The sequence below is a fragment of the Echinicola arenosa genome, from assembly GCF_014841125.1.
GTDB lineage: Bacteria > Bacteroidota > Bacteroidia > Cytophagales > Cyclobacteriaceae > Echinicola > Echinicola arenosa.
Genome location: NZ_JACYTQ010000005.1, coordinates 1 through 20,232 on the forward strand (window position 1 = coordinate 1; position 20,232 = coordinate 20,232).

Here is a 20,232-nt window from a genome sequence, read left to right on the forward strand (position 1 = left end):
TCCGACTTGCATGTATTAGGCCTGCCGCTAGCGTTCATCCTGAGCCAGGATCAAACTCTCCATTGTAAAGTTTCTATTGACGTGCCTATAATAATATAGGCAACTCTTCTTTTCCTTACCGACCTGTCTATCTTTGTTTCGTCTTACAACACTTCAATGAACTTCTCCGATGGAACTTTTTCCATCTTTGTGAAACCGGACATTTTACCGTCCCAATCCCCTATGTTTTTGCCCGCCTGCTTTCAGGCCGGCCTCTTTTCCGTTTCGCTGTGCAAAGCTCCGAAAAAGAATCCTGTTTCGCAAAACAATCTTTCAATTATTTTTTTGAAACCTTTTCACTGCAAAACCTCCGCTTTGTTCCGTCTTTCCGAAACCCGATCCCCCTTTTGGGTCTGCAAAGGTGAGGATTTTTTTCCGTTTCGCAACAACTTTTTTATAATTAATTTTGCGAAAGTTTTTTGAGCCCCTTTCGGGACATCCAGGCTTCCGATCCCCTCTTTTGGGTCTGCAAAGTTAAAAGCTTTTTCGTTCTTAAAAAACACTTTTTTCAAAATGTTTTCCCAAACCAAAACCCAAACTCCACGCAACAGAAAAACCGTCCAAAATACCTCTCAAAACCTCCCCTGTCCGTCCAACAGGATGACAAAGGTAAGAAGAGATTAATTAAATACAATAGGAAGAAGCACTTTTGAAACTTAAAAAGCGTTAAAGCGCTGATGTTGAATATGAAAAAATAGCAAAAAAATAAAAGGCCCCATTTTTGGGACCTTTATATATTAAAGTTCTTTTAATTTAATATTTCTCCAAGCCACTTTGATTCCGCCACCATCATGAATCTGCAAACAAATACCTCCTTCACCTGCTCCGATTTTAGCATCAGAAAAATCAACCATCTCTGTTCCGTTCAACCAACTGATCACCCTATCTCCTTCTACACGGATCTTCATCTTATTCCATTCACCAAATTTCAAGGCTTTGTCCTTCTCCGGATCTGGTTTCACTAACCATCCCCTTCCATAGGATTCGTAAATACCACCCGTATCGTGACCAGGAGGTGCTACCTCAACTTGCCAACCTGATACTTTTGTACCTTCTACTGTTGAACGAATAAACACACCACTATTTCCATCTGCACTTTGCTTGAATTCCAACTCCAGTTCAAAATCCTTATAATGCTCATCTGTTCCCAAATAGCCATAACCTTTATCTGGACCACTTTCGCAAATCAAAAGGCCATCTTCCACGTACCATTTTTCAGTACCGTAGATTGTCCATCCACTCAAATCTTTGCCATTAAAAAGCTTAATTTTCTTTGCATCAAAGCCACCGGCTGTCAAGACAACCACAATTGGAATTAGTAATAGGTAATACTTTAGGTTTTTCATAGTTTTCTAATCTTAATATTTTTATACCAGGTCTTTGCACCGTGATCTTGAAGTCCAATGTAACCAGTCTTCGCTACACCGTAATCAGGATAATCCTTCCATTTTCCTTCAGTCTTTCTTTTCTCCCAATCTTCAGACCAAGGGTCGAAAGAAACTGTCTTCTTACCATTTAAATAGTATTCAGCATTGTCTTCAGTAAAAACAATCCTTGTTGTGTTCCATTCGCCGGCAGGTTTAACCGCCCCTTCAAAATCCGGAGTGTACATTCCATAATCTGCACCAATTGACTGCCACATTTCCAGTTTTTGAGGAAAACCAATTTGATCTATAACCTGATACTCCGGAGCTGTATAATAAGGTGCCTCATGAGTATCTTCGTCAACTATATGATAAAAGATACCGCTATTCCCTCCTTCTGCTATCTTCCATTCCAATTTCAACTCAAATTCTCCGAACTCCTCCGTCCCATAAACCACATCTCCTCCAATATCCCCTCCCTTTCCTAAAGCTACAAAAAGGCCATCTTCAATAATCCAACCCTCAGGTAAGACATCCTGGTTATAACCTCTCCAGCCATCTGCACTCTCCCCATCAAATAGTAATTGCCATCCTTCTGCTTCTTCCTCTGAAGTCAAGGAATTCTCTTTTGGCACCTCCACTTCTGGAGCGGTGACTTCAACAGTCTCTTCCGAGGTGGTTTCTTTTTTACCACTATCACAGGCTGCCATTATAGCCACCAAAGCAAAAATACTTAGTGTTCTCTTTTTCATATTTGCTGTTAATTAATCATGTGTCATTCTAAAATAAATTGATACTTATTCTTACTTAATAAAGTGCCTATCCCCCAAACCTATCTGCTAAATCACTCAAAAAGACCCCATCAAATTAAGAACAGGTGAAACCAAACCAAGATCGAACCTCATAATATTGAATATCTAGACTCATAAATATAATATTTTTAATTATATAATCAGAGTTTATTTAATTTTTCGAATTAATAATTTGATAAGTGGTTGTATTTGCCTTATGGTCAAAACACAAAATATTTAAAAAAGAAAAGCTACCCATATCAATATAGGTAGCTTAACCTTAACTAAGGGCTCATTTTCAGTAATACCCCTGCCAAACCAAAAACAAACTGCTTATTTAGACTTAACAATATTATTCTTCAGTTCAGAAATCATGTCAGCAATATCCTCCAAAGTCACAGGCTTGTTCCTATCCTTAGGATTTGGAAAGTCAGTACTAATAAAAGCTTTGGCCTCCCATACTTCTTTGACATCTTCTCCTGGTATTTCATAAGGCTTGTACATATCGTTGTCGGAGACCAAAAAAAGCTTTCCGTTTTCTTCCAAATAATTAAAAACCCGCTTATAAACCACCCCTTCAGTTTCTGAAACCAAAATATACGTCTTCCCACTCTTAATATCTGTCAGCTGCTCAACATAGGCGCCAATGACAACAGTTCCGGAAGGCAAAGGCAACATACTGTCCCCATTGATTTCGAAGGCCCTATAGGTAGCATTTTTAGAAAGGTTGGGCAAGTGGAATTGAGGAAGTTGTTGAACAAACTCCGGATCAGCATAGCCATTAAGGTAGCCCGCGGATGCTTTCTGGGGAATCATCGTAATATTTTCATTTTCCTCGTTATCCAAGGAAACGGTTAAAATTTTTATATCTTTCTTCTGAGTGGCTTTACGACCCTTTTTTTCTATGTCATGATAGAGCAGCTCATCCAAAGAAACTGAAAAAATATCCCCGATCAATTTTAACGTCGACAATTTGGGCTCAGACCTTCCATCTTCATAAGCAGAGATCATGGTTCTTTTGATCCCAAGCTGATCAGAAAGATTCTCTTGTGTCATTTGCTTGCCTTTCCTCAGGTACTTCAAGTTCTTCCCTAGTAACATCTCTAAAAGTTTTTATGCACTATAAAGGTAAAAATTATGATCATCTCTCCATTGGCTTTTGAAAGAAAACCGGTTGAGGTCCATTCGGGATCTTTCCATCATATCCATCCTTTCCCTGATCTCCTGAATCACATCTGCCACTGCCCTATCACCGCTTACCAATAAATACCCATATCTTGGGTGCAATTGATCCTCTACAAAGAATTTTACTTGGTGGTTTCCAGATGCCAACTGCTTGCTAACGATTCTAATTTTTGGGGCCTTTTCCATTAACTTATCTGCTTTTGAATTTCTTACACTAATTTAAGAATGTTTATATAACAAACAAAATTAAGTTTTCAAAAACAACTTTTATACGACACCAATTGTCTCAAATATTACTAAAATGGATTGATCATTAATTATTCATGTTCATTAGGATGACAAAGCCTCTCTTGTTACCGTAAATCAGCCCATACGCCCATTAGTCTAAAAGCATCCTTTTTACTAAACCCATTAGCCCTAATATTGGTTAATAATAATATAACCAACTAATTAATGATGCCTATTAAACGATTCTTACTTTTATTTTTCTTCTTGACACCATTTTGGACACAAGCTCAGATTAACATTAGCGGGCAGATTGTGAACGAAGAGGACAGAGAACCTCTATTGTTTGCCCAAGTAGCGCTTTTCGAGGCTGGCAGTGAAAACACAATTACTTATACTCAATCTGATGAAAACGGGAAATTCACACTTGACACCAAAAGTGGTAATTATGACATCAGGGTATTTCTGATTGGATATGAAAACAAGAAGTTGGAAAACCTGGCAATCAATGAGGACAAAGACCTAGGGCAAATTGCTCTAGTTTCTGAACAAGAAGAGCTTGATGAAGTGGTAGTTCAGTCCAGCACTATTCCAATGAGAACCGATGTGGAAGGCATCGTGATTACTCCTGAACAAAACTTGGCCAATGTTGGTGGTACCCTTTTGGACATTTTGAGAAACACTCCTTCCATTAGCGTTTCTGACGATGGCTCAATTTCCCTGAGAGGAAGTTCAGGAACAAATGTGCTTATAAATGGACGTAATTCTTCCTTGACCCAAAATTTGGACCAAATCCCGGCCAGTGCTATTGAACAAATTAAGGTTATCAATAATCCCAATGCTCGATATGATGCTGAAGCGGAAGGTGGAGTTATCAATATTATCTTGAAAAAGGGGGAAAACATGGGAACACACGGTGGTGTTGAATTAACCTATGGCACCAGAAACCGACTAAATACCGGAGCACGCGTCAATCATACCACAGCTAAATACAGTGTCTATGCAGGCTATAATTATAGGGATTGGAAAGGACAAGGGGAAAGAACCACTTTCAGGGAAATTTACGAGGACAATGAAATCCTCAACCAAACCAATCAATCCAATGAAAATAGCCAAAACCATAATTTCAATTATGGAGCTGACTACTATTTCGGTAAAAACGTATTGAGCTATCAAGGGGTATACAATACCGGTGATGATTATGAAAACAACACCTTATATTCCAACCTTTCAGATGGCATCACTGATGATTTGATCCTACAATATGTCAGAAGAAATATCGAGTCGGAATCCGATGATGGGTATGACAATGCCTTGATATATGAAAGAACCTTCGATGATAAGAACCGGGAACTTAAGATAAGTGCCAATAATTCCTATCAGAACCAGTACAAAATCCAAAACATCGACATTTTTAGAAATGCTACTGAGCCATTGCCCGAAAACCTGAATGGTCAAGAAAGGGCATTTACTGACGAGAAGCGCTACACCACAGTGATACAAGCAGACTATGTTCATCCTATAAATGAGAACGTAAAACTTGAGATGGGACTTAAGTCAACTTTTAGAAAGTTTGATAATGACTACCAATACTATCAGTTTTCGGAAAGTGAGAATGATTTTGTAGAAAATACTGACATCAGCAATCATTTTCTATACAAAGATCAGATTCATGCTGCCTATTTTATTTATTCCAGGACTTCAGAAAAATTTGATTTCACTTTAGGCACAAGGGCTGAGCAAACCAATGTAGAAGGTTTGCTTTACAATACAAATGAGCTTAATGAGCAAAATTACCTTAATCTTTTCCCAAGTGTCCAGGCATTGTATAAACTTGATGATGAAAATTCATTCAAGTTTACTTATAGCCGGAGAATTGACCGACCAACGGCATGGAGATTAAACCCTTTTCCTGACATCACAGACTCTTTGAGTGTGAGAAGAGGTAATCCCAATTTACAGCCTGAAATGATTGATTCATTTGAATTGGGTCATATGGTAAATTTTGAAAATGCCAGCCTTACAACCAATTTATTCTATCGCTATGTAGATGGTGTATTGGATTACATTACCATGGTGGAAGATGGTATTTCTTATCAGCAACCTGAGAACCTAAATTCAGGCCAATCTTATGGATTGGAATTTATAGGAATAGCTGACATTACCCCATGGTGGAACCTCAACGGAAGTATCTCACTCTTCCAAAGTAGAGTAGATGGATCTAATTTAGGAGAGGAATTTGTAAGCAAAGGCTTTGCTTGGAATTCCAAATTGACTACGGATTTTAAACTACCTCTAGATCTTACTTTACAATTGGTCGGAGATTATGAATCACCCGAAATAGAAGCACAAGGGAGGGATTTTGCAAGGTACAGCATGGATGCCACATTGCTCAAAAACTTCCTTGAAGACAAACTCAGCCTATCGGTAAGTGTTCGAGACGTCTTTAACACTAGGAATTTCGGGGGCTACAATCAATCTGATGACTTTTACCAAGAATTCAGGGCAGAATGGGAAAGTAGGATCGCGCTTTTCAGCGCTCGATATAATTTCTAAAAGAACAAAAAAGCCGGTCGATTTTAAAACGACCGGCTTTCTATTCTTATTTGCCAAATTTACCTTTCAACATGGCCAGTTTAGCAGCCAAATCTCCTTCTGGTTCTTTTTCCCGCTCTCTCCTTTTCTCTCTATTTCCACCACCTGTTTTACCTTTGCCTCTCTCTGCAAACGGATCAGATTTCATACTTAACCCAATACGCTTTCTATTTAAGTCTACCTCCATCACGGTTACCTCTACTTTTTGGTTAACCGTAACCACTTCATTAGGGTCAGAAATGTAACGGTCTGCCAAATGGCTCAAATGCACCAATCCATCTTGGTGAACTCCAATATCAACAAAAGCCCCAAAATTGGTAATATTCGTGATGATACCTGGAAGTTTCATTCCTGTCTTAAGGTCCTTCATTTCGTTGACGCCTTCCTGAAAGCTAAAAATTTCAAAGGTTTCTCTAGGATCACGTCCTGGCTTGGCCAATTCATCCATGATGTCCTTCAACGTCGGAAGTCCTACCGTTTCGGTGACATAATTTTTCAACACCACTTTAGAACGCAATTCTTCACTTTTCATCAGGTCGGTCACACTGGTGCCAATGTCCGAAGCCATTTTTTGTACCAATGCATAACTCTCTGGGTGTACCGCACTGCGGTCCAAAGGATTTTGACCATTATTAATCCTCAAAAAGCCTGCAGCCTGCTCATAGGCTTTGTCCCCCAAACGCGGAACACTTTTGATATCCTCACGGCTCTTAAATGGTCCGTTTTCATTTCTATAATTGATAATATTTTGGGCCAATGATGGTCCAAGTCCAGAAACATAAGTCAATAACTGCTTGGAAGCCGTATTGACCTCTACCCCTACACCATTCACACAACTCATTACAGTATCATCCAAAGAGCTCTTCAATGCAGTCTGGTCCACATCATGCTGATATTGCCCAACACCAATTGATTTAGGATCGATCTTTACCAACTCGGCCAATGGATCCATCAATCTTCGTCCAATAGATACTGCTCCTCTGATGGTCAAATCCAGATCAGGGAATTCTTCCCTTGCTACATCAGAAGCAGAATAAATAGATGCCCCACTTTCATTCACCATCACGATCAAAACTTCTTTAGGCAAGCCTATTGATTTAAAGAATTGTTCTGTCTCTCTGCTGGCAGTTCCGTTTCCTATGGCAATTGCCTCAACCTTATGCAGGTCTACCAAATGCTTGACCAAAGCTGCCGATTCAGCAGTTTTTCTTTGAGGTTCATTTGGATAAATGGCATCATAATGCAGCAACTGGCCTTGTGGGCCTAAGCAGGCTAACTTACATCCTGTTCTAAACCCTGGATCTATAGCCATAACAGATTTCTCCCCTAATGGCGCTCCTAGCAACAACTGACGCAAGTTTTCTCCAAAAACCTTAATGGCATCTTCATCTGCCTTTTTCTTGGTATAGAGCCTCACTTCAGTCTCCATCGAAGGCTTCATCAACCTTTTGTAGCAATCCATGATAGCCAACTTCACTTGCTCCGAACTGGTATTGTTTCCTGTTACTACCATGTTTTCCATCAGTCCGACAGCATCCAATTCTTCTGGACAAGAATCCAACATCAGGAACAGTTCCTTCTCACCTCTTCTCATGGCCAAAACCCGGTGGGAAGGAGCTGTTTTGATTGGCTCAGTCCATTCAAAATAGTCCTTGTATTTGATAGCTTCAGTTTCTTTTCCAGGAATGACCTTAGATACAAATTTACCTTCATTGATGAATAAATCACGCATTTTCTTTCTCAACTCAGCATTCTCATTCACCCACTCCGCGATAATATCCCGAGCTCCTTGAAGTGCATCCTCCACATTGGCCACTTCTTTTTCTTCGTCGACAAAAGCATTCGCTTCAGTCTCCAAATCAATGGATTCCTGTTCAAAAATCTTGGTAGCCAATGGTTCAAGGCCCTTTTCTCTTGCGATGGTAGCCTTGGTTCTTCTCTTTGGCTTATACGGTAGATAAAGATCCTCCAAAACAGACATCGTCTCTGCCCCATTGATTTTTTCTTCCAATTCAGGAGTAAGTTTTTCTTGGTCCTTTATGGACTTCAAAATTGCTTCTCTTCTTTTATCTAAATCGCGAAGCTGCTGCACACGATCCCTAATAGCTGCTACTTGTACTTCATCCAATGAACCGGTAACCTCCTTACGATACCTTGAAATAAAAGGCACTGTTGCTCCCTCATCCAATAATTCAATGGTATCTGACACTTGTTTTTGCCTGACATTTAGCTCTTCGGCGATCTTTAGATAATGATTGATATTCATAAACTTTTAAAATATGGCTATGCTATAGGCTCGCAATTTAAAGTTTATCAAACAGTTTTCTGAAGGGATTTTGGATTTATTGTGACACTTATCACTAACGGATTGTAAATCAAATTATAACTTTGATATCTCGAAGGTCGTAAGAAAAACTAATAGCCATTTTTAATGGCATAAAAACTAACTTTGCCACATCTCTTTGCTATACATATTTTTCACAAAAAATCTATTACAGCAGCATATGAACTGGAAAAAAGAAATCAAGAGTTGGGCCATCATTCTTGGCGTATTTGCATTTATTTACGCCATGGGTTGGTACGCACCCATTGTTGGGAAAATCCAATCGATAGTGCTTTCTACAGGATTGATCAAACCTAATATTGAAAAGAAAAATGAATTAGGGAAAGACTTTGATTATTCTGCCAAATTCAAAAATCTGCAAGGTGAACTAGTGGATATGCAAAACTATAGAGGAAAGACAGTTTTTATCAATCTATGGGCGACATGGTGTCCCCCTTGTCGTGCAGAGATGCCACATATCTCTTCTCTCTATGAAAAAATGAAAGAGGAAAAGGATGTAGCTTTTTTAATGGTAAGTCTTGACAAAGATGCTGAAAAGGCAAAAAAATACATCGATAATCAAGCTTTCACTTTTCCCGTTGCACATGCAAGCTATGGACTTAATGCCTCTCTGAAACATCAGTCGATCCCCACTACCTTGGTAATTAGTCCAGAAGGAAAGATCATATTTAGACAAGAAGGCATGAGTAATTTTGATACAGACGAATTTCGGGAATTCTTGAAGAAACAGAAGAGCTCATAAAACGAAAAGAAATTTGGCCCTACATCCACTCAAAGCATAATTTTCAAAACATCAATAATTGTTCAACATTATTTATTTTGTAAAAAAACAACATTTGCTTAGCAAAAATTTTGATTTACCAAATAATAAAATAACTTTGTTTCAATAACAAAAAGCATTAATGAATATTTGAAATTCGTTTTTATTTATATTGAGGTTATTTGATTTTTTTCTCTTAGCCTCAGCTTTAGTCAATTAACATACCCAATTTCATTAATTCAGTCAATTAAAAAGAGTGACTTTAGGTTTAATCATCCAATATAAATAAATCTGCTCTTAGTGTAAGTTAAACCTTTTGACAAATGGCTATTTTAGTTGTTAATTTTGAAAGGCTTTCTTCCCATTTGGAAATTACCCTTTAGTTGCTCTTTTCATTTTTCGTCACGAAGTCATAGATCATTTTGGATACATCAGCTATGGCCTTTACTCCGTCATCAATACTGGACAAGTTTTTAGATAAGATCACCAAAACATATTGGTCTCCATTGGGTAATCTCACAATTCCTGAATCATGTTGAACACCAGTAATTGATCCTGTCTTGTGGGCAACAATGACATCATCAGGCAAGTGAGCGGGGATCAGCTCATTAAAATGCTGATCCAATAGGACTTTAAACATTTCATCAGAGGCTTGCTCACTAACTGCTTTTCCAGTAGCAATGGACTCCATAAGGATCATCAAATCAACAGCGGTAGTTGTATTGCTCATACCCAATTCATAGGCCTTAAGGTCTTCCACTCCTCTCAAAACCAAAATGTCCGCTGCTCCCATATCCCTCATGGTCTGAGTAACTTTCTTTGCATCCAAATGGTCAATCAAAATATTAGTGGCCAGATTACTACTCATTGTGATCATCTGATAATTGAGTTCTCTGAATGTGGTTTTCTGACCTATTTTATGGTACAGACCTTCTTGGCTGTCTACGTTTAGGTCCATTGCATATGGACTTCCGTCTACTATACTCTTGAATTCATTTATGATTTCCACAGAATCTTCTAAGGATAAGTTACCAATTGCCACTTGCTTATATAATTCAATCATCACTGGAGTCTTCATCGTACTGGCCGCATGAAAGTTCTCTTTTTCCTTGAGAAAAAGACTTGTAGAATCTGAGGTTAAGGATTTAAAAGCAATAGCGAAATCACCTTCCACACCTCCAAAGCGTTCCTTAATTTTTTCTTTCAATTTGATCACTGAGTCATCATCTTCCTTGTTGGAAGAATTACATGATAAAAAAAATATACAACCCAAAGCAAATAGTGAAAATAGTTTTCTCATGGTAACAGGAGGACTGATTGATGCATCTTAGATATTGAACTTCAATATCTATATCTAAGCTCAATTAAGCAAACCTATTAAAACAGTCACCAGGCTATAAGAAACACCTTGGCTGGTTTCAATCTTCTTGCGCAAGGATTTCGTCGCTCTGTATATCTGATTTTCAACAGTTCGCACTGAAAGATTAAGCTGAGATGCGATCTCTTCTGCAGTCATGTGCTGAATGTTCTTCATTACAAATACTTCCTTTTGTTTTACAGGTAAGTTATTGATGGCTTCAGTGGCAAAATCATGAAGATCCTCAAAGATCACCTTGTCTTCAGTGTTGGTCGAAAATTCCTGGCTCATGGGGACAGCGTACTGCTGATAAGCGACAAAGCGAGCCCTCTTCTTGTACTTCTTCAATACCCCTGTCTTGACGATAGTAAAAATATAAGCATTAATCGAAAGACTTTCATCCAACCTCTCTCTGGATTTCCAAATATGCAAAAAAACATCCTGCACGATTTCTTCAGCATCATGATGAGATAGATCCATTTTTCTGGAAATCCTATAAATTTTGGAAGAATACTTTTGGTACAAACGATAATAAGCCAGCTCATCATGCTGCTTAATCTTACGCACCAAATAAGCGTCTTCCTTTTCTATGGTTATTGGGTCAGGCTGTTGCATTTACAAAATTCAATAAACAAACTAAAACGGTTTAGCTATTTACTTAAAATAAAAGGCTTTATAGCCTCTTATTTTTAAAAGAACATAAATGTTTTTAGAAAAGCAAACTTGCCAACATTTAATTTAATGCTAAACAATTTAGCAGAAGGATATTTTACAAAACTGGTTTTTAGTCCAAATTGTATGATTGTACCTGCAACAGCTAGTTATGGTTCTATTTCCAGTTCATAACTTCCTGAAGATAGTTCATAGACTACTTTACTCCCGCTCTCGTCTTTTGTTTGCTTAAATTGCGTATTCGCCTTAAACTTCGCCGATATTGGTAAAATTAAACTTGCAGTCGAATTGGCAGGTATTTCAATCATATAGCTTACCATTCCCTTTTTGGTCTTTTTCCAAGATGATCTGATTTCTCCATATGGTCCTTGGTGGGTAGCTTCAAATTCTTCCAATCCTTTAACAAAGTGTGGTTCTAGCAACACATTTCTAAAACCTGGATTGTTAGGATCAGGCTTTATACCTCCCAGTCCCTTATATATCCACGCCCCAATTTCACCAAACATAATATGGTTCAGAGAAATATCATTTTGGGATTCAATATCCCAGTTTTCATACAGTGTAGTGGCTCCATTGACAATCCACCATCCCCATGAAGGATAGGTTTCTTGGGCGGCGATTTGGTAAGCTTCATTTGCATAGCCATTTTCACTTAATGCGTTGAGAATGGATTTTGTCCCTAAAAGGCCGACATCCAAATGGAAGTTGTCGGCAGCGACCCTTTCAGCCAAATTCTTAGCAACAAGCTCCTTCATATCATCAGGTACCAACCCCCAATGCAATGCCACACTTAACTCGGTCTGGTAGCCACTACCATAAATACCTGTTTCTTTATTTAGGTATTTATCATTTACAGTATTTTTAATTTTTTTGGACAAGGCACTGTATTGCTCTGCCTCATCATCATGCCCCAATAAAGCAGCCACTTTGGCCAATATATTGGCATCCACATAGTAATAAGCTGAAGAGGTAAATTCTACAGGTGATTTTGATTTGACAGGAACCCAATCACCCAAACCCCAGGTGGTTAAACCACTTGGACTGATTTCAGTAATATGATCCACATACTTTTTCATGGCTTCATAGTTCTCTTCAAGAACTCTTTGATCGCCATAAAACAAATAAATATTCCATGGAATAAGGCATATGGTACTCGTCCAGTCAGGGCCATTTCCCCACTCATAACCCCAACCTGAAGTCGGAATTATGGAAGGCAACACACCGTTTGGCTGCTGTTCATCCCGATGATCATCCATCCACTTCTCATATACCTTGATTCCATCAAAACTGTAAAGCCCTGTTTCAATGGCAATATGGGCATCCCCTGTCCACCCATTTTTTTCCCTTTGGGGGCAGTCGGTGGGATAACCAAAAAGATTTGACAAATAAGCATTATTGGTGGCGCTCCAAATAGCATCCAAGGTAGGGTTACTGGATTTCACCATTCCTACTTTGGATACATCACTATGCATAAAGTAACCTTTCAAACTTTCCTTGGAAAGTACCAATGGCTGATTTGAAGTTACCTCAACATACTGAAACCCTTTATAGTTAAATTTTGGCACAAATGTCTCCTCTCCCTCTCCTTTTAAAATAAAAATGTCAGTCTGGAAAGGGTCACTGTCATCTGTTGGACGGTAATGCACATCAATATTGGACATGTCTACTCTACCATTATCAGCCAACCTTTCCCCATGCTTAAGCCTGATTTCCGTGCCTGCTTCACCTTTTACCCTTATCTCACTTACACCGGCAATATTCCTCCCTAAATCAAACACATAGGTAGAGTCATTGATTTTATTGACCGACTTTGCAGCAATCTCCACATTATGCCTAATTGGAGGCATTGCCTGGGCAGTAATGTTTTGTGCTGGCGCAGATCGATAAATCACACCCTTCCATTGGCTATCATCAAAGCCAGGTTTGTCCCAGCCCGGTTGTTGCAATCTAGCATCGTAATGTTCAGCTGTATAAATGCTGTTAAAAATCAAAGGACTCAAGTCTGTCTTCCATTCTTTCCCGGTAGCTATGGTCTCCACTGTTCCATCTTCATAAGTGATTCTTAGGTCCATACAAAACGTAGGACGATTTCTCCATGGAGCTTTGTCAAAAAACCATACAGCTGTAGACTGATGGTTATACCAGCCATTTCCTAGCAATACACCTATGGCATTTTCTCCCTCCTGAAGGGCATTTGTTACATCATGGGTCACGTACAGCAGTCTCCTATCAAACCTCGTGTAAACTGGATCCAACTGGTGATTTCCGATCCTCTGACCATTGATGGACAATTCATAAAGTCCACCCACAGCAATGTAAGCCCTAGCCTTTTTAATTTTTTTGGAAGCGTTAAAACTTTTTCTAAAGTAAGGAGCCGGCTTGACTTCTTTACCCTGACCATCACTGATCCAAGCGCCTTGCCAGTTTTTCACCTTCATCATACCAGTTTCAAAACTGGCCACCTTGGATAAGCCTAAGCTTTTACCATCCTTATCCCAAGTTTCTACTGCCCAAAAATAAGTAGTAAATGGCTCCAATTCCTCTCCCCCATACGTTATCATTTGCCTGTCTCCAAATGTCTTTCCCGTATCCCAGATCAAATCTAAATTATTCTTTAGCGCAATAGAGTCCTTATTGACAGTCACTCGAAAAGCTGTCTGTTCAGCCCCTTGCCGATCATCATCCAATTGCCATGTGATCCTTGGCATTGGTGTATCTAATCCTATTGGATTTTCTAAATATTCACATCGCAAGGCTTTTTGTGATAATGCAGGCTTAGCTATCGTAAAAAATAATGCAGCAACGAATAATAGGTTTTTGAGTTTTTTCATGTCAGGTTGTTTTCAATAAACAAATGGGCCTAAACAGTTCTTTGGGAAGAAACTTCCTCTTTAATTTTGTGCCCTTACATCTACCCCCTCTTTATACCAGCAACTGGCAGCTCCTATCAGTGCTGACTGTTCCCCCAGTTCAGTGATGGCGATTTTAACATTCTTAAATGACTCAAAAATCAAAGCTTCAACTTTAGGGAGAAACATGTCCGAGGACTGTGAAATGCTACCTCCCAAGATCACTATTTCTGGCTTTTCTTCACTAATAAACCTTTCAAGGAATTTTGAAAAATTAGTACTGAATTCATCAAAAATATCATTTACCCAATCATTGGACTTCATTTCGACCAATTGCTTCACGCCGTTCAGGTTCAGACCTGTTTTTTCCAAATATTTTCGAGCAAACCACCGAGTAGAAAAATATTCTTCCACAATACTTTCTCCAAATTCATCCCCCCATCTAGCAGCATCTTCCGCTTCCTTTCCATGAAAGTAAGCGGTACCAACACCAGTTCCCAAAGTGATTCCAATTGCTCTTTTTTCTCCTTTGGCAGCTCCCCCAAAAACTTCTCCTTGTAAAAAACACGCAGCGTCATTTTTAAAACGAATTTGAGCTGCCATTATACCCATCTCCTCAGCTAGAAGCTCTTTTACATTTTTACCGTACAGAGCTTCATATTTATCTTGGGTACTGTCAATCCATGAGATGCCGTCTTGGTAATCAAAAGGACCTGGCATCGCTATTCCTATTTTACAAGTTGGAAGACCATCCCCAGCAATCTCTTTTATTGCTTGAGCCCAAGCCTTTATTATTTCCTCTGTCGAACCTTTTGAATTGACTTCTTTTCTAATCAATCTATCGTGGACAAGGTTTCCATTTAATAAGTTGACTTTTCCCACGGTAATGTGTGATCCCCCCACATCTACGCCTATCGCATAGTTTTCATTCATGATGCTCATGTTTTATTCTGTCACCAGTTTTATTTCTCCCCCTTCCTTGAAGAGGTCATGGGAAATAAAATAATTGCTATTTTTCTTATCCTTTACTATGATTTCCTTTAGTTCCCTGCCCTTTGATGGATTATAAATGCTCAACATTTTCCCGTTGCCTAATTTCCAATGTACCTCATCAAAAACTGGAACCGTCACCAAATAATCTGTATCTGCTGGACTTAATGGATAAAGCCCCATAGCAGTCCAAGTATACCAAGATGACATTTCACCAGCATCATCCATCCCGGACATCGCCAGCCCATGTTCTCCAATTCCAAAGTAATCAGCTAAGAGCTTATCGATTACCTTTTGTGACTTCTCAGGCTTATCTACAAAATAATAGGAAAAAGGGGCCTCATGATCAGGTTGGTTGCCCTGGCAATATTGCCCCATAAAACCGGATACGTTTCTGGCAATATATTCAGGATTCCATGGCTTGGTAAATAGTTCATCAAGTTTGGCTTCAAATTTATCTTTTCCTCCATATAAATCTACCAAACCGGGCATATCATGAGGGACATAAAAGGAAACTTGCCAAGCATTGGCCTCCCGGTACATGTATTCATAATAAGGATATTCGGGATTAAAAGGACTGATCCAATCACCGTTTTCCAGTCTTCCACGCATAAAGTTCACTGAAGGGTCAAATACATTGCGGTAATTCTGCCCCCTTTTCATCAAGTCATTATAATGCTCCTCATCCCCCATTTCTTTGGCCAACTGTGCCAATGCATAATCATCGTATGCAAACTCCAAAGTTTTGGAGACCCCTGCTTTGGCTTTGGTCTCCACATGGGGGTTCTCGACGTGCGGGTCAGAGATATAGCCCTTTTCAATATACTCGTTGATATATGGTCTTGTGCCACCTTCTTTATAGGCATTGTTCAGGAGGTACTCATACGCTTTTTTTACATCAAAATCTTTGATCCCTCTTCGATATGATCCAGTAATAAAGGATGCAGCATGATCACCATGAAAGAATGTAGGTATAAAGCCTGTCCGATGCCCTTTATCTACCAATGATTGAATCACATCAGCAGTAACCTCTGGCCGTACAATACTCAGCAGTACCACCTTGTTACGATAAGTATCCCAAAGTGAAGGCAAGGTATAATAGTTAAAGTCCTCTTTACGTTTTTCACCTGTTTCGTCGCTAAATTCACCATTTACATCACTTCTCAAAGCTGGCCATAGGAAAGACCGGTAAAAAGAGGAATAAAACATTTCCTTCTCTTTAGGCGTGCCCCCTTTGACAGTGATATGGGAGAGCAGGTTGTTCCATGTATCCACTGCTTCCTCATGCACTTGGTCAAATGACTTATTTGCCACTTCCTTTTCCAAATTCTCTTTAGCATTGGCCTCACTTACATAGGACAGTCCAATTTGCAATACAACAGGACTGTCTCCACCGTCTTTTATATCCACCGTGGCATAGCCATCTCGCTTCCCTTCCTCAATGATATTGACAGTTTCTATTTCATGACTCAACTTCACATAAAAATGTACCTTATCTCCTCCCACTCGCTGAAACCCTTCCAATACTTTTTCAGAAGAATTGGTTATTTTCCAATCAGACACCCTGTTATTGGCTTTTCCTAAGTCAAAAAGTATCGTCCTTTCTGAAGCCTGATCAAAGGTATATTCATGGATACCTGCCCTAAGGGTGCTGGTCAATCTAACCTGTACTTTATAATCTTCTAGATAAACCTCATAATAACCTGGGGAAGCATTTTCTCGGTCATGGCTAAAAGCCGACTTAAATGGCTTTTTAGAATTTCTATTTACTGGTAAAATTGGGATATTACAGAGATTCCAATGACCTTTATTGGTATGGGTAAAACCCAGTATTTCAGTATCCTCATATTCGTATCCAGCTCCAGAACCAAATTCGGTAATAGGACTCAGCTGTACCATGGCATTGGGAAGTGAAGTCCCCGGATAGGTCAGTCCTGCCCAAACTCTCCAACCTTCTGGAGGTGTATAGCCGATTTGGGAAGGATCGGTCAAAGGAGCAGTGCCAATAAAAGGATTAACAAATTGGGTGAGGTCAGTTTTTTCTTCTTGTGCTTTGGCACAACCAAAAAAAGATATTGAAACAATAATAAAAGTAAATAGGAACAATAATCGCATGGGTCTTTCAGGTTAAATGAGTAGGTTAATAGGTCTGTCAGTTAAATTTTAATCAAATCGAAACGGGTATTTCGACGAGCTTAATATCCGTTTCGATTTAATGAAATCTTTCTTACTATTCTATGTCAGCAAATGTGGCTTTTCTTTATAAAGCGTATAAATCAACTCTCCGAACAAAGTGTTGGCCCAAGCAAACCAGCTACGGGTGAAGTCATTCGGATCATCTTTATGAAATCCTTCGTGCATAAACCCTGTTCCTGCATGGCTGGTCTTGATCCATTCCAAACATTGTTTGATTTCTTCGTCGTCAGTTGCTGTCATGGCCTGTAAGGTGATGCTCATATGCCAGATATAATCCATTCCCACATGTGGCCCACCTATTCCCTTGGCCGCTTTACCGGAAAAGAAATAAGGATTGTCCTCACTCAATACAAAGTTTCTTGTGTTTTGATAGATAGGATCATCAATTTCCAAGCAACCCAAATAGCCCATACTTAACAATGAAGGCACATTGGAATCATCCATGAATAGTTTGTTGCCATACCCATCCACCTCGAAAGCATAGATTTTTCCATTATCCAAATGCTCAGCTACGGCATATTTTTGGATGGCCGCTTCCACTTCATTGGCCAAGTCCTTACAGGCTTTTGCTGAGGCAGTATCCTTTTTCACCTCCTTATAAATGGTCGCCAACTGTCTTAATGACTGTACCGCAAAAAGGTTGGAAGGAATCAGAAAAGGATAAATAGTCGCATCATCTGAAGGCCTGAAGGCAGAACAAATCAAGCCTACAGGTTTTACTGGATTACCATAGCCTCCTCCTGAAAGCGTGTCTGTAGCACGGGAAGTGGTTCGCTGAAAATGATACGGACCATTGCCATCTTTACGCTGCTGTTCCTTGAAAGTTTTCAATACCAGCTTCATGGCTTTTTCCCATCGATCATCAAAAATGCTGGCATCCCCTGTTTCTTTCCAATAGCCATTGGCCAATCGAACGGCATAGCATAAAGAATCAATTTCCCATTTGCGTTCGTGCAACTCCGGCTTCATATCCGTATGGTCAGTCTGCCACTCTCCTCCTTCTGCCCCTTTATTAAAGGCATTGGCATAGGGATCGATAATGATGCATTCGTTCTGTCTGTTGATCACTCCCTGGATAAGTTTTTTGAGTTGCTTATCCTTATTGACCAAGGTCAAATAAGGCCAAACCTGGGCTGACGAATCACGCAACCACATGGCGTGGATGTCGCCAGTGATGACAAAAGTATCTGGCTTGCCTTTATTCTCTGAATACTCCACTGTAGTATCCAAGGTATTTGGAAAACAGTTTTCAAATAACCATGCCAATTCCTGATCTTTGATATTCTTTTTAATTTCCTTAATTGTATTTTCTACCGCCTTACTGGTAAAGTTTCGCTCCGCCATTTTTGGACGATTAGTTTCTCGTATGGCCAAATTCCCAGCGATGGAAACTGCTGGCCCCATGGCCAGCCCAAATGTGGCTGCCGCACCGGTCTTTATAAAATCCCTTCTGATCATGTGATATTCTAATTATGTCGGTTATTTTTCTCCAAAAACAAGCTTATAAATACTATCCTATTTTGGAGATAATTTATAATTGGCTGGTAAATTAATCGATTTAGCTTAACAATACAAGCAATTTTATCATCGTAACGATGCTAAAAGGTCGCCAAGCTTGCCATAAAGTGTTTAGGGAAGCCTGACGACCGTTTTAATTTTAGCTCATGTTGCTTGATTTGATATCGCTCAACCAATTATTCCAAAACACCTTCTTCTTGTAATAGGGCCGCTGCTTCCATCAGCATCATGCCCGAAAGCTGTGTGGATAGGTCTGTTTGATCACTGGGGAGCGCTCTCCAGTTTGGACCACAAAGCATATCTGGACGGCGTAAGCCTTTTTTATAGAAAGTCTCAATATTGAACTTCAGGAAATTCACTAAATTCCCTTTATCGCCATCAGATACTGCTGGCTCCTGAATCAATTCTGTGAAATACCTAACAAAAACCCCTTTAAACAAACCTCCATCGCCTTGTCCTTCACTCTTCAAAACACCGTCCGTGGTCAGTTCTGACCTGTTCATAGACGACTTGGCCGTTTGAAGCGCATCAGTCAAATAACCTGTTTCTCCGGTAATTTGGAACAAACGAAGTCCAGACCCAATCCAAGTTCCTGCATTATAGGTAAAGATCCAATCCTTTTTGACAGTAGGCGTTCCCTGCAGTAGTTCGATATGGTCCCAAACCAAACCAGTCTGTGGATCTACCAAATTGGCTTTTTGCCATTCGTACAGGTCCTTCGCCCAGGTCAGGTATTTTTCGTCCTGGGTCACATTATATAATCTTGTAGCCAAGACGATTGTAGGACCATTGGATACGGCATTCTTAAGATTTGGCGTGTCCTTTTTCCAAGTAATTCCTCCGCCAAAAACTTCACTGTAACTTTCGAGCACATCATCCCAAAGGAACTCTGCCACCTCCAAATATTCAGCATCATCGGTCGCATTGTACGCTCGGACACAGGCATTTCCTAGCCAAAGCATATCATCATTGAATACATTTGAGTAGGTGCCGCCATTTCTAGCTTTGATGCCGAGAAGCAATTTCTTCATTTTGTCCAAATAAGCACCATTTCCCGTTCGGGTATAAGCATCCACATACACATGCAGGGCGTGGGCATTGGGCCAATAATTTCCATAGGCACCTCCTGGATTAAAGTTAAAGGTACCATCTTGGGCAATATAGAGCGAATAGGTGCTGTTTTGCATAGAATCAGCTGTTGCCGCATAATCATAACTGATCTCTTCATTCTGTTCAAAATCCTTTCGCAAAGGCCCCAAATCACTATCCACACAAGCGGACAATATTCCGCTCAGTGCCAGTATCGATATGGCTATTTTATATGTTTTCATTTTCTTGCTGTTATCA

14 protein-coding genes and 1 rRNA gene are annotated in these 20,232 nt (G+C 39.6%); 2 read left to right on the forward strand and 13 right to left on the reverse strand.

Annotated elements, in window-relative coordinates; all coding sequences use genetic code 11:
• The 5 genes from IFO69_RS14205 to IFO69_RS14225 form a co-directional block, all read right to left on the reverse strand.
• Window positions 1-66 (reverse strand): 16S ribosomal RNA (locus IFO69_RS14205); the annotation flags it as partial.
• Window positions 67-776: 710 nt separating this feature from the next.
• Window positions 777-1,385 (reverse strand): 3-keto-disaccharide hydrolase, encoded by a 609-nt coding sequence (locus tag IFO69_RS14210; protein WP_192010797.1) that lies wholly within the window; start codon window positions 1,383-1,385, stop codon window positions 777-779.
• Window positions 1,382-2,155 carry a 3-keto-disaccharide hydrolase gene (locus IFO69_RS14215; RefSeq protein WP_192010798.1) on the reverse strand — a complete coding sequence of 258 codons (774 nt, stop codon included), beginning with the start codon at window positions 2,153-2,155 and terminating at the stop codon, window positions 1,382-1,384. The genes IFO69_RS14210 and IFO69_RS14215 overlap by 4 nt, the downstream gene beginning before the upstream one ends.
• A 372-nt stretch (window positions 2,156-2,527) precedes the next feature.
• Entirely contained in the window at window positions 2,528-3,295 is a 768-nt protein-coding gene (locus IFO69_RS14220) for an XRE family transcriptional regulator (RefSeq protein WP_192010799.1), read from the reverse strand.
• A gap of 12 nt (window positions 3,296-3,307) precedes the next feature.
• Window positions 3,308-3,565, reverse strand: coding sequence for a hypothetical protein (locus tag IFO69_RS14225; RefSeq protein ID WP_192010800.1), 258 nt, complete (start codon window positions 3,563-3,565; stop codon window positions 3,308-3,310).
• 267 nt (window positions 3,566-3,832) lie between these two features.
• On the opposite strand from IFO69_RS14225, the gene IFO69_RS14230 reads away from it, so the two are divergent.
• Complete coding sequence (locus IFO69_RS14230) at window positions 3,833-6,160, forward strand: outer membrane beta-barrel family protein (protein WP_225444146.1); 2,328 nt, start codon at window positions 3,833-3,835, stop codon at window positions 6,158-6,160.
• A gap of 46 nt (window positions 6,161-6,206) precedes the next feature.
• Here IFO69_RS14230 and IFO69_RS14235 read toward each other — a convergent pair whose 3' ends face one another.
• A complete protein-coding gene (locus tag IFO69_RS14235; protein ID WP_192010801.1) occupies window positions 6,207-8,465 on the reverse strand; it encodes a Tex family protein in 2,259 nt (752 codons plus the stop codon).
• Window positions 8,466-8,703: 238 nt separating this feature from the next.
• On the opposite strand from IFO69_RS14235, the gene IFO69_RS14240 reads away from it, so the two are divergent.
• Complete coding sequence (locus IFO69_RS14240) at window positions 8,704-9,285, forward strand: TlpA family protein disulfide reductase (protein WP_192010802.1); 582 nt, start codon at window positions 8,704-8,706, stop codon at window positions 9,283-9,285.
• Window positions 9,286-9,682: 397 nt separating this feature from the next.
• Here the strand turns inward: IFO69_RS14240 and IFO69_RS14245 are convergent, their stop codons facing one another.
• The 7 genes from IFO69_RS14245 to IFO69_RS14275 form a co-directional block, all read right to left on the reverse strand.
• Complete coding sequence (locus IFO69_RS14245; RefSeq protein ID WP_192010803.1) at window positions 9,683-10,603, reverse strand: serine hydrolase; 921 nt, start codon at window positions 10,601-10,603, stop codon at window positions 9,683-9,685.
• Window positions 10,604-10,663: 60 nt separating this feature from the next.
• The gene (locus tag IFO69_RS14250) at window positions 10,664-11,275 is read right to left on the reverse strand and encodes an RNA polymerase sigma factor (protein WP_192010804.1); all 612 of its coding nucleotides are present in this window, start codon (window positions 11,273-11,275) and stop codon (window positions 10,664-10,666) included.
• A gap of 206 nt (window positions 11,276-11,481) precedes the next feature.
• The gene (locus IFO69_RS14255; protein WP_192010805.1) at window positions 11,482-14,163 is read right to left on the reverse strand and encodes an alpha-L-rhamnosidase; all 2,682 of its coding nucleotides are present in this window, start codon (window positions 14,161-14,163) and stop codon (window positions 11,482-11,484) included.
• Between the two features lie 60 nt (window positions 14,164-14,223).
• Window positions 14,224-15,123 carry an ROK family protein gene (locus tag IFO69_RS14260; RefSeq protein ID WP_225444147.1) on the reverse strand — a complete coding sequence of 300 codons (900 nt, stop codon included), beginning with the start codon at window positions 15,121-15,123 and terminating at the stop codon, window positions 14,224-14,226.
• A gap of 3 nt (window positions 15,124-15,126) precedes the next feature.
• The gene (locus IFO69_RS14265) at window positions 15,127-17,286 is read right to left on the reverse strand and encodes a GH92 family glycosyl hydrolase (RefSeq protein WP_192010806.1); all 2,160 of its coding nucleotides are present in this window, start codon (window positions 17,284-17,286) and stop codon (window positions 15,127-15,129) included.
• A gap of 120 nt (window positions 17,287-17,406) precedes the next feature.
• A complete protein-coding gene (locus IFO69_RS14270) occupies window positions 17,407-18,825 on the reverse strand; it encodes a glycoside hydrolase family 125 protein (protein ID WP_192010807.1) in 1,419 nt (472 codons plus the stop codon).
• A gap of 236 nt (window positions 18,826-19,061) precedes the next feature.
• Complete coding sequence (locus IFO69_RS14275) at window positions 19,062-20,216, reverse strand: glycoside hydrolase family 76 protein (RefSeq protein ID WP_192010808.1); 1,155 nt, start codon at window positions 20,214-20,216, stop codon at window positions 19,062-19,064.
• Window positions 20,217-20,232 lie beyond the last annotated feature (16 nt).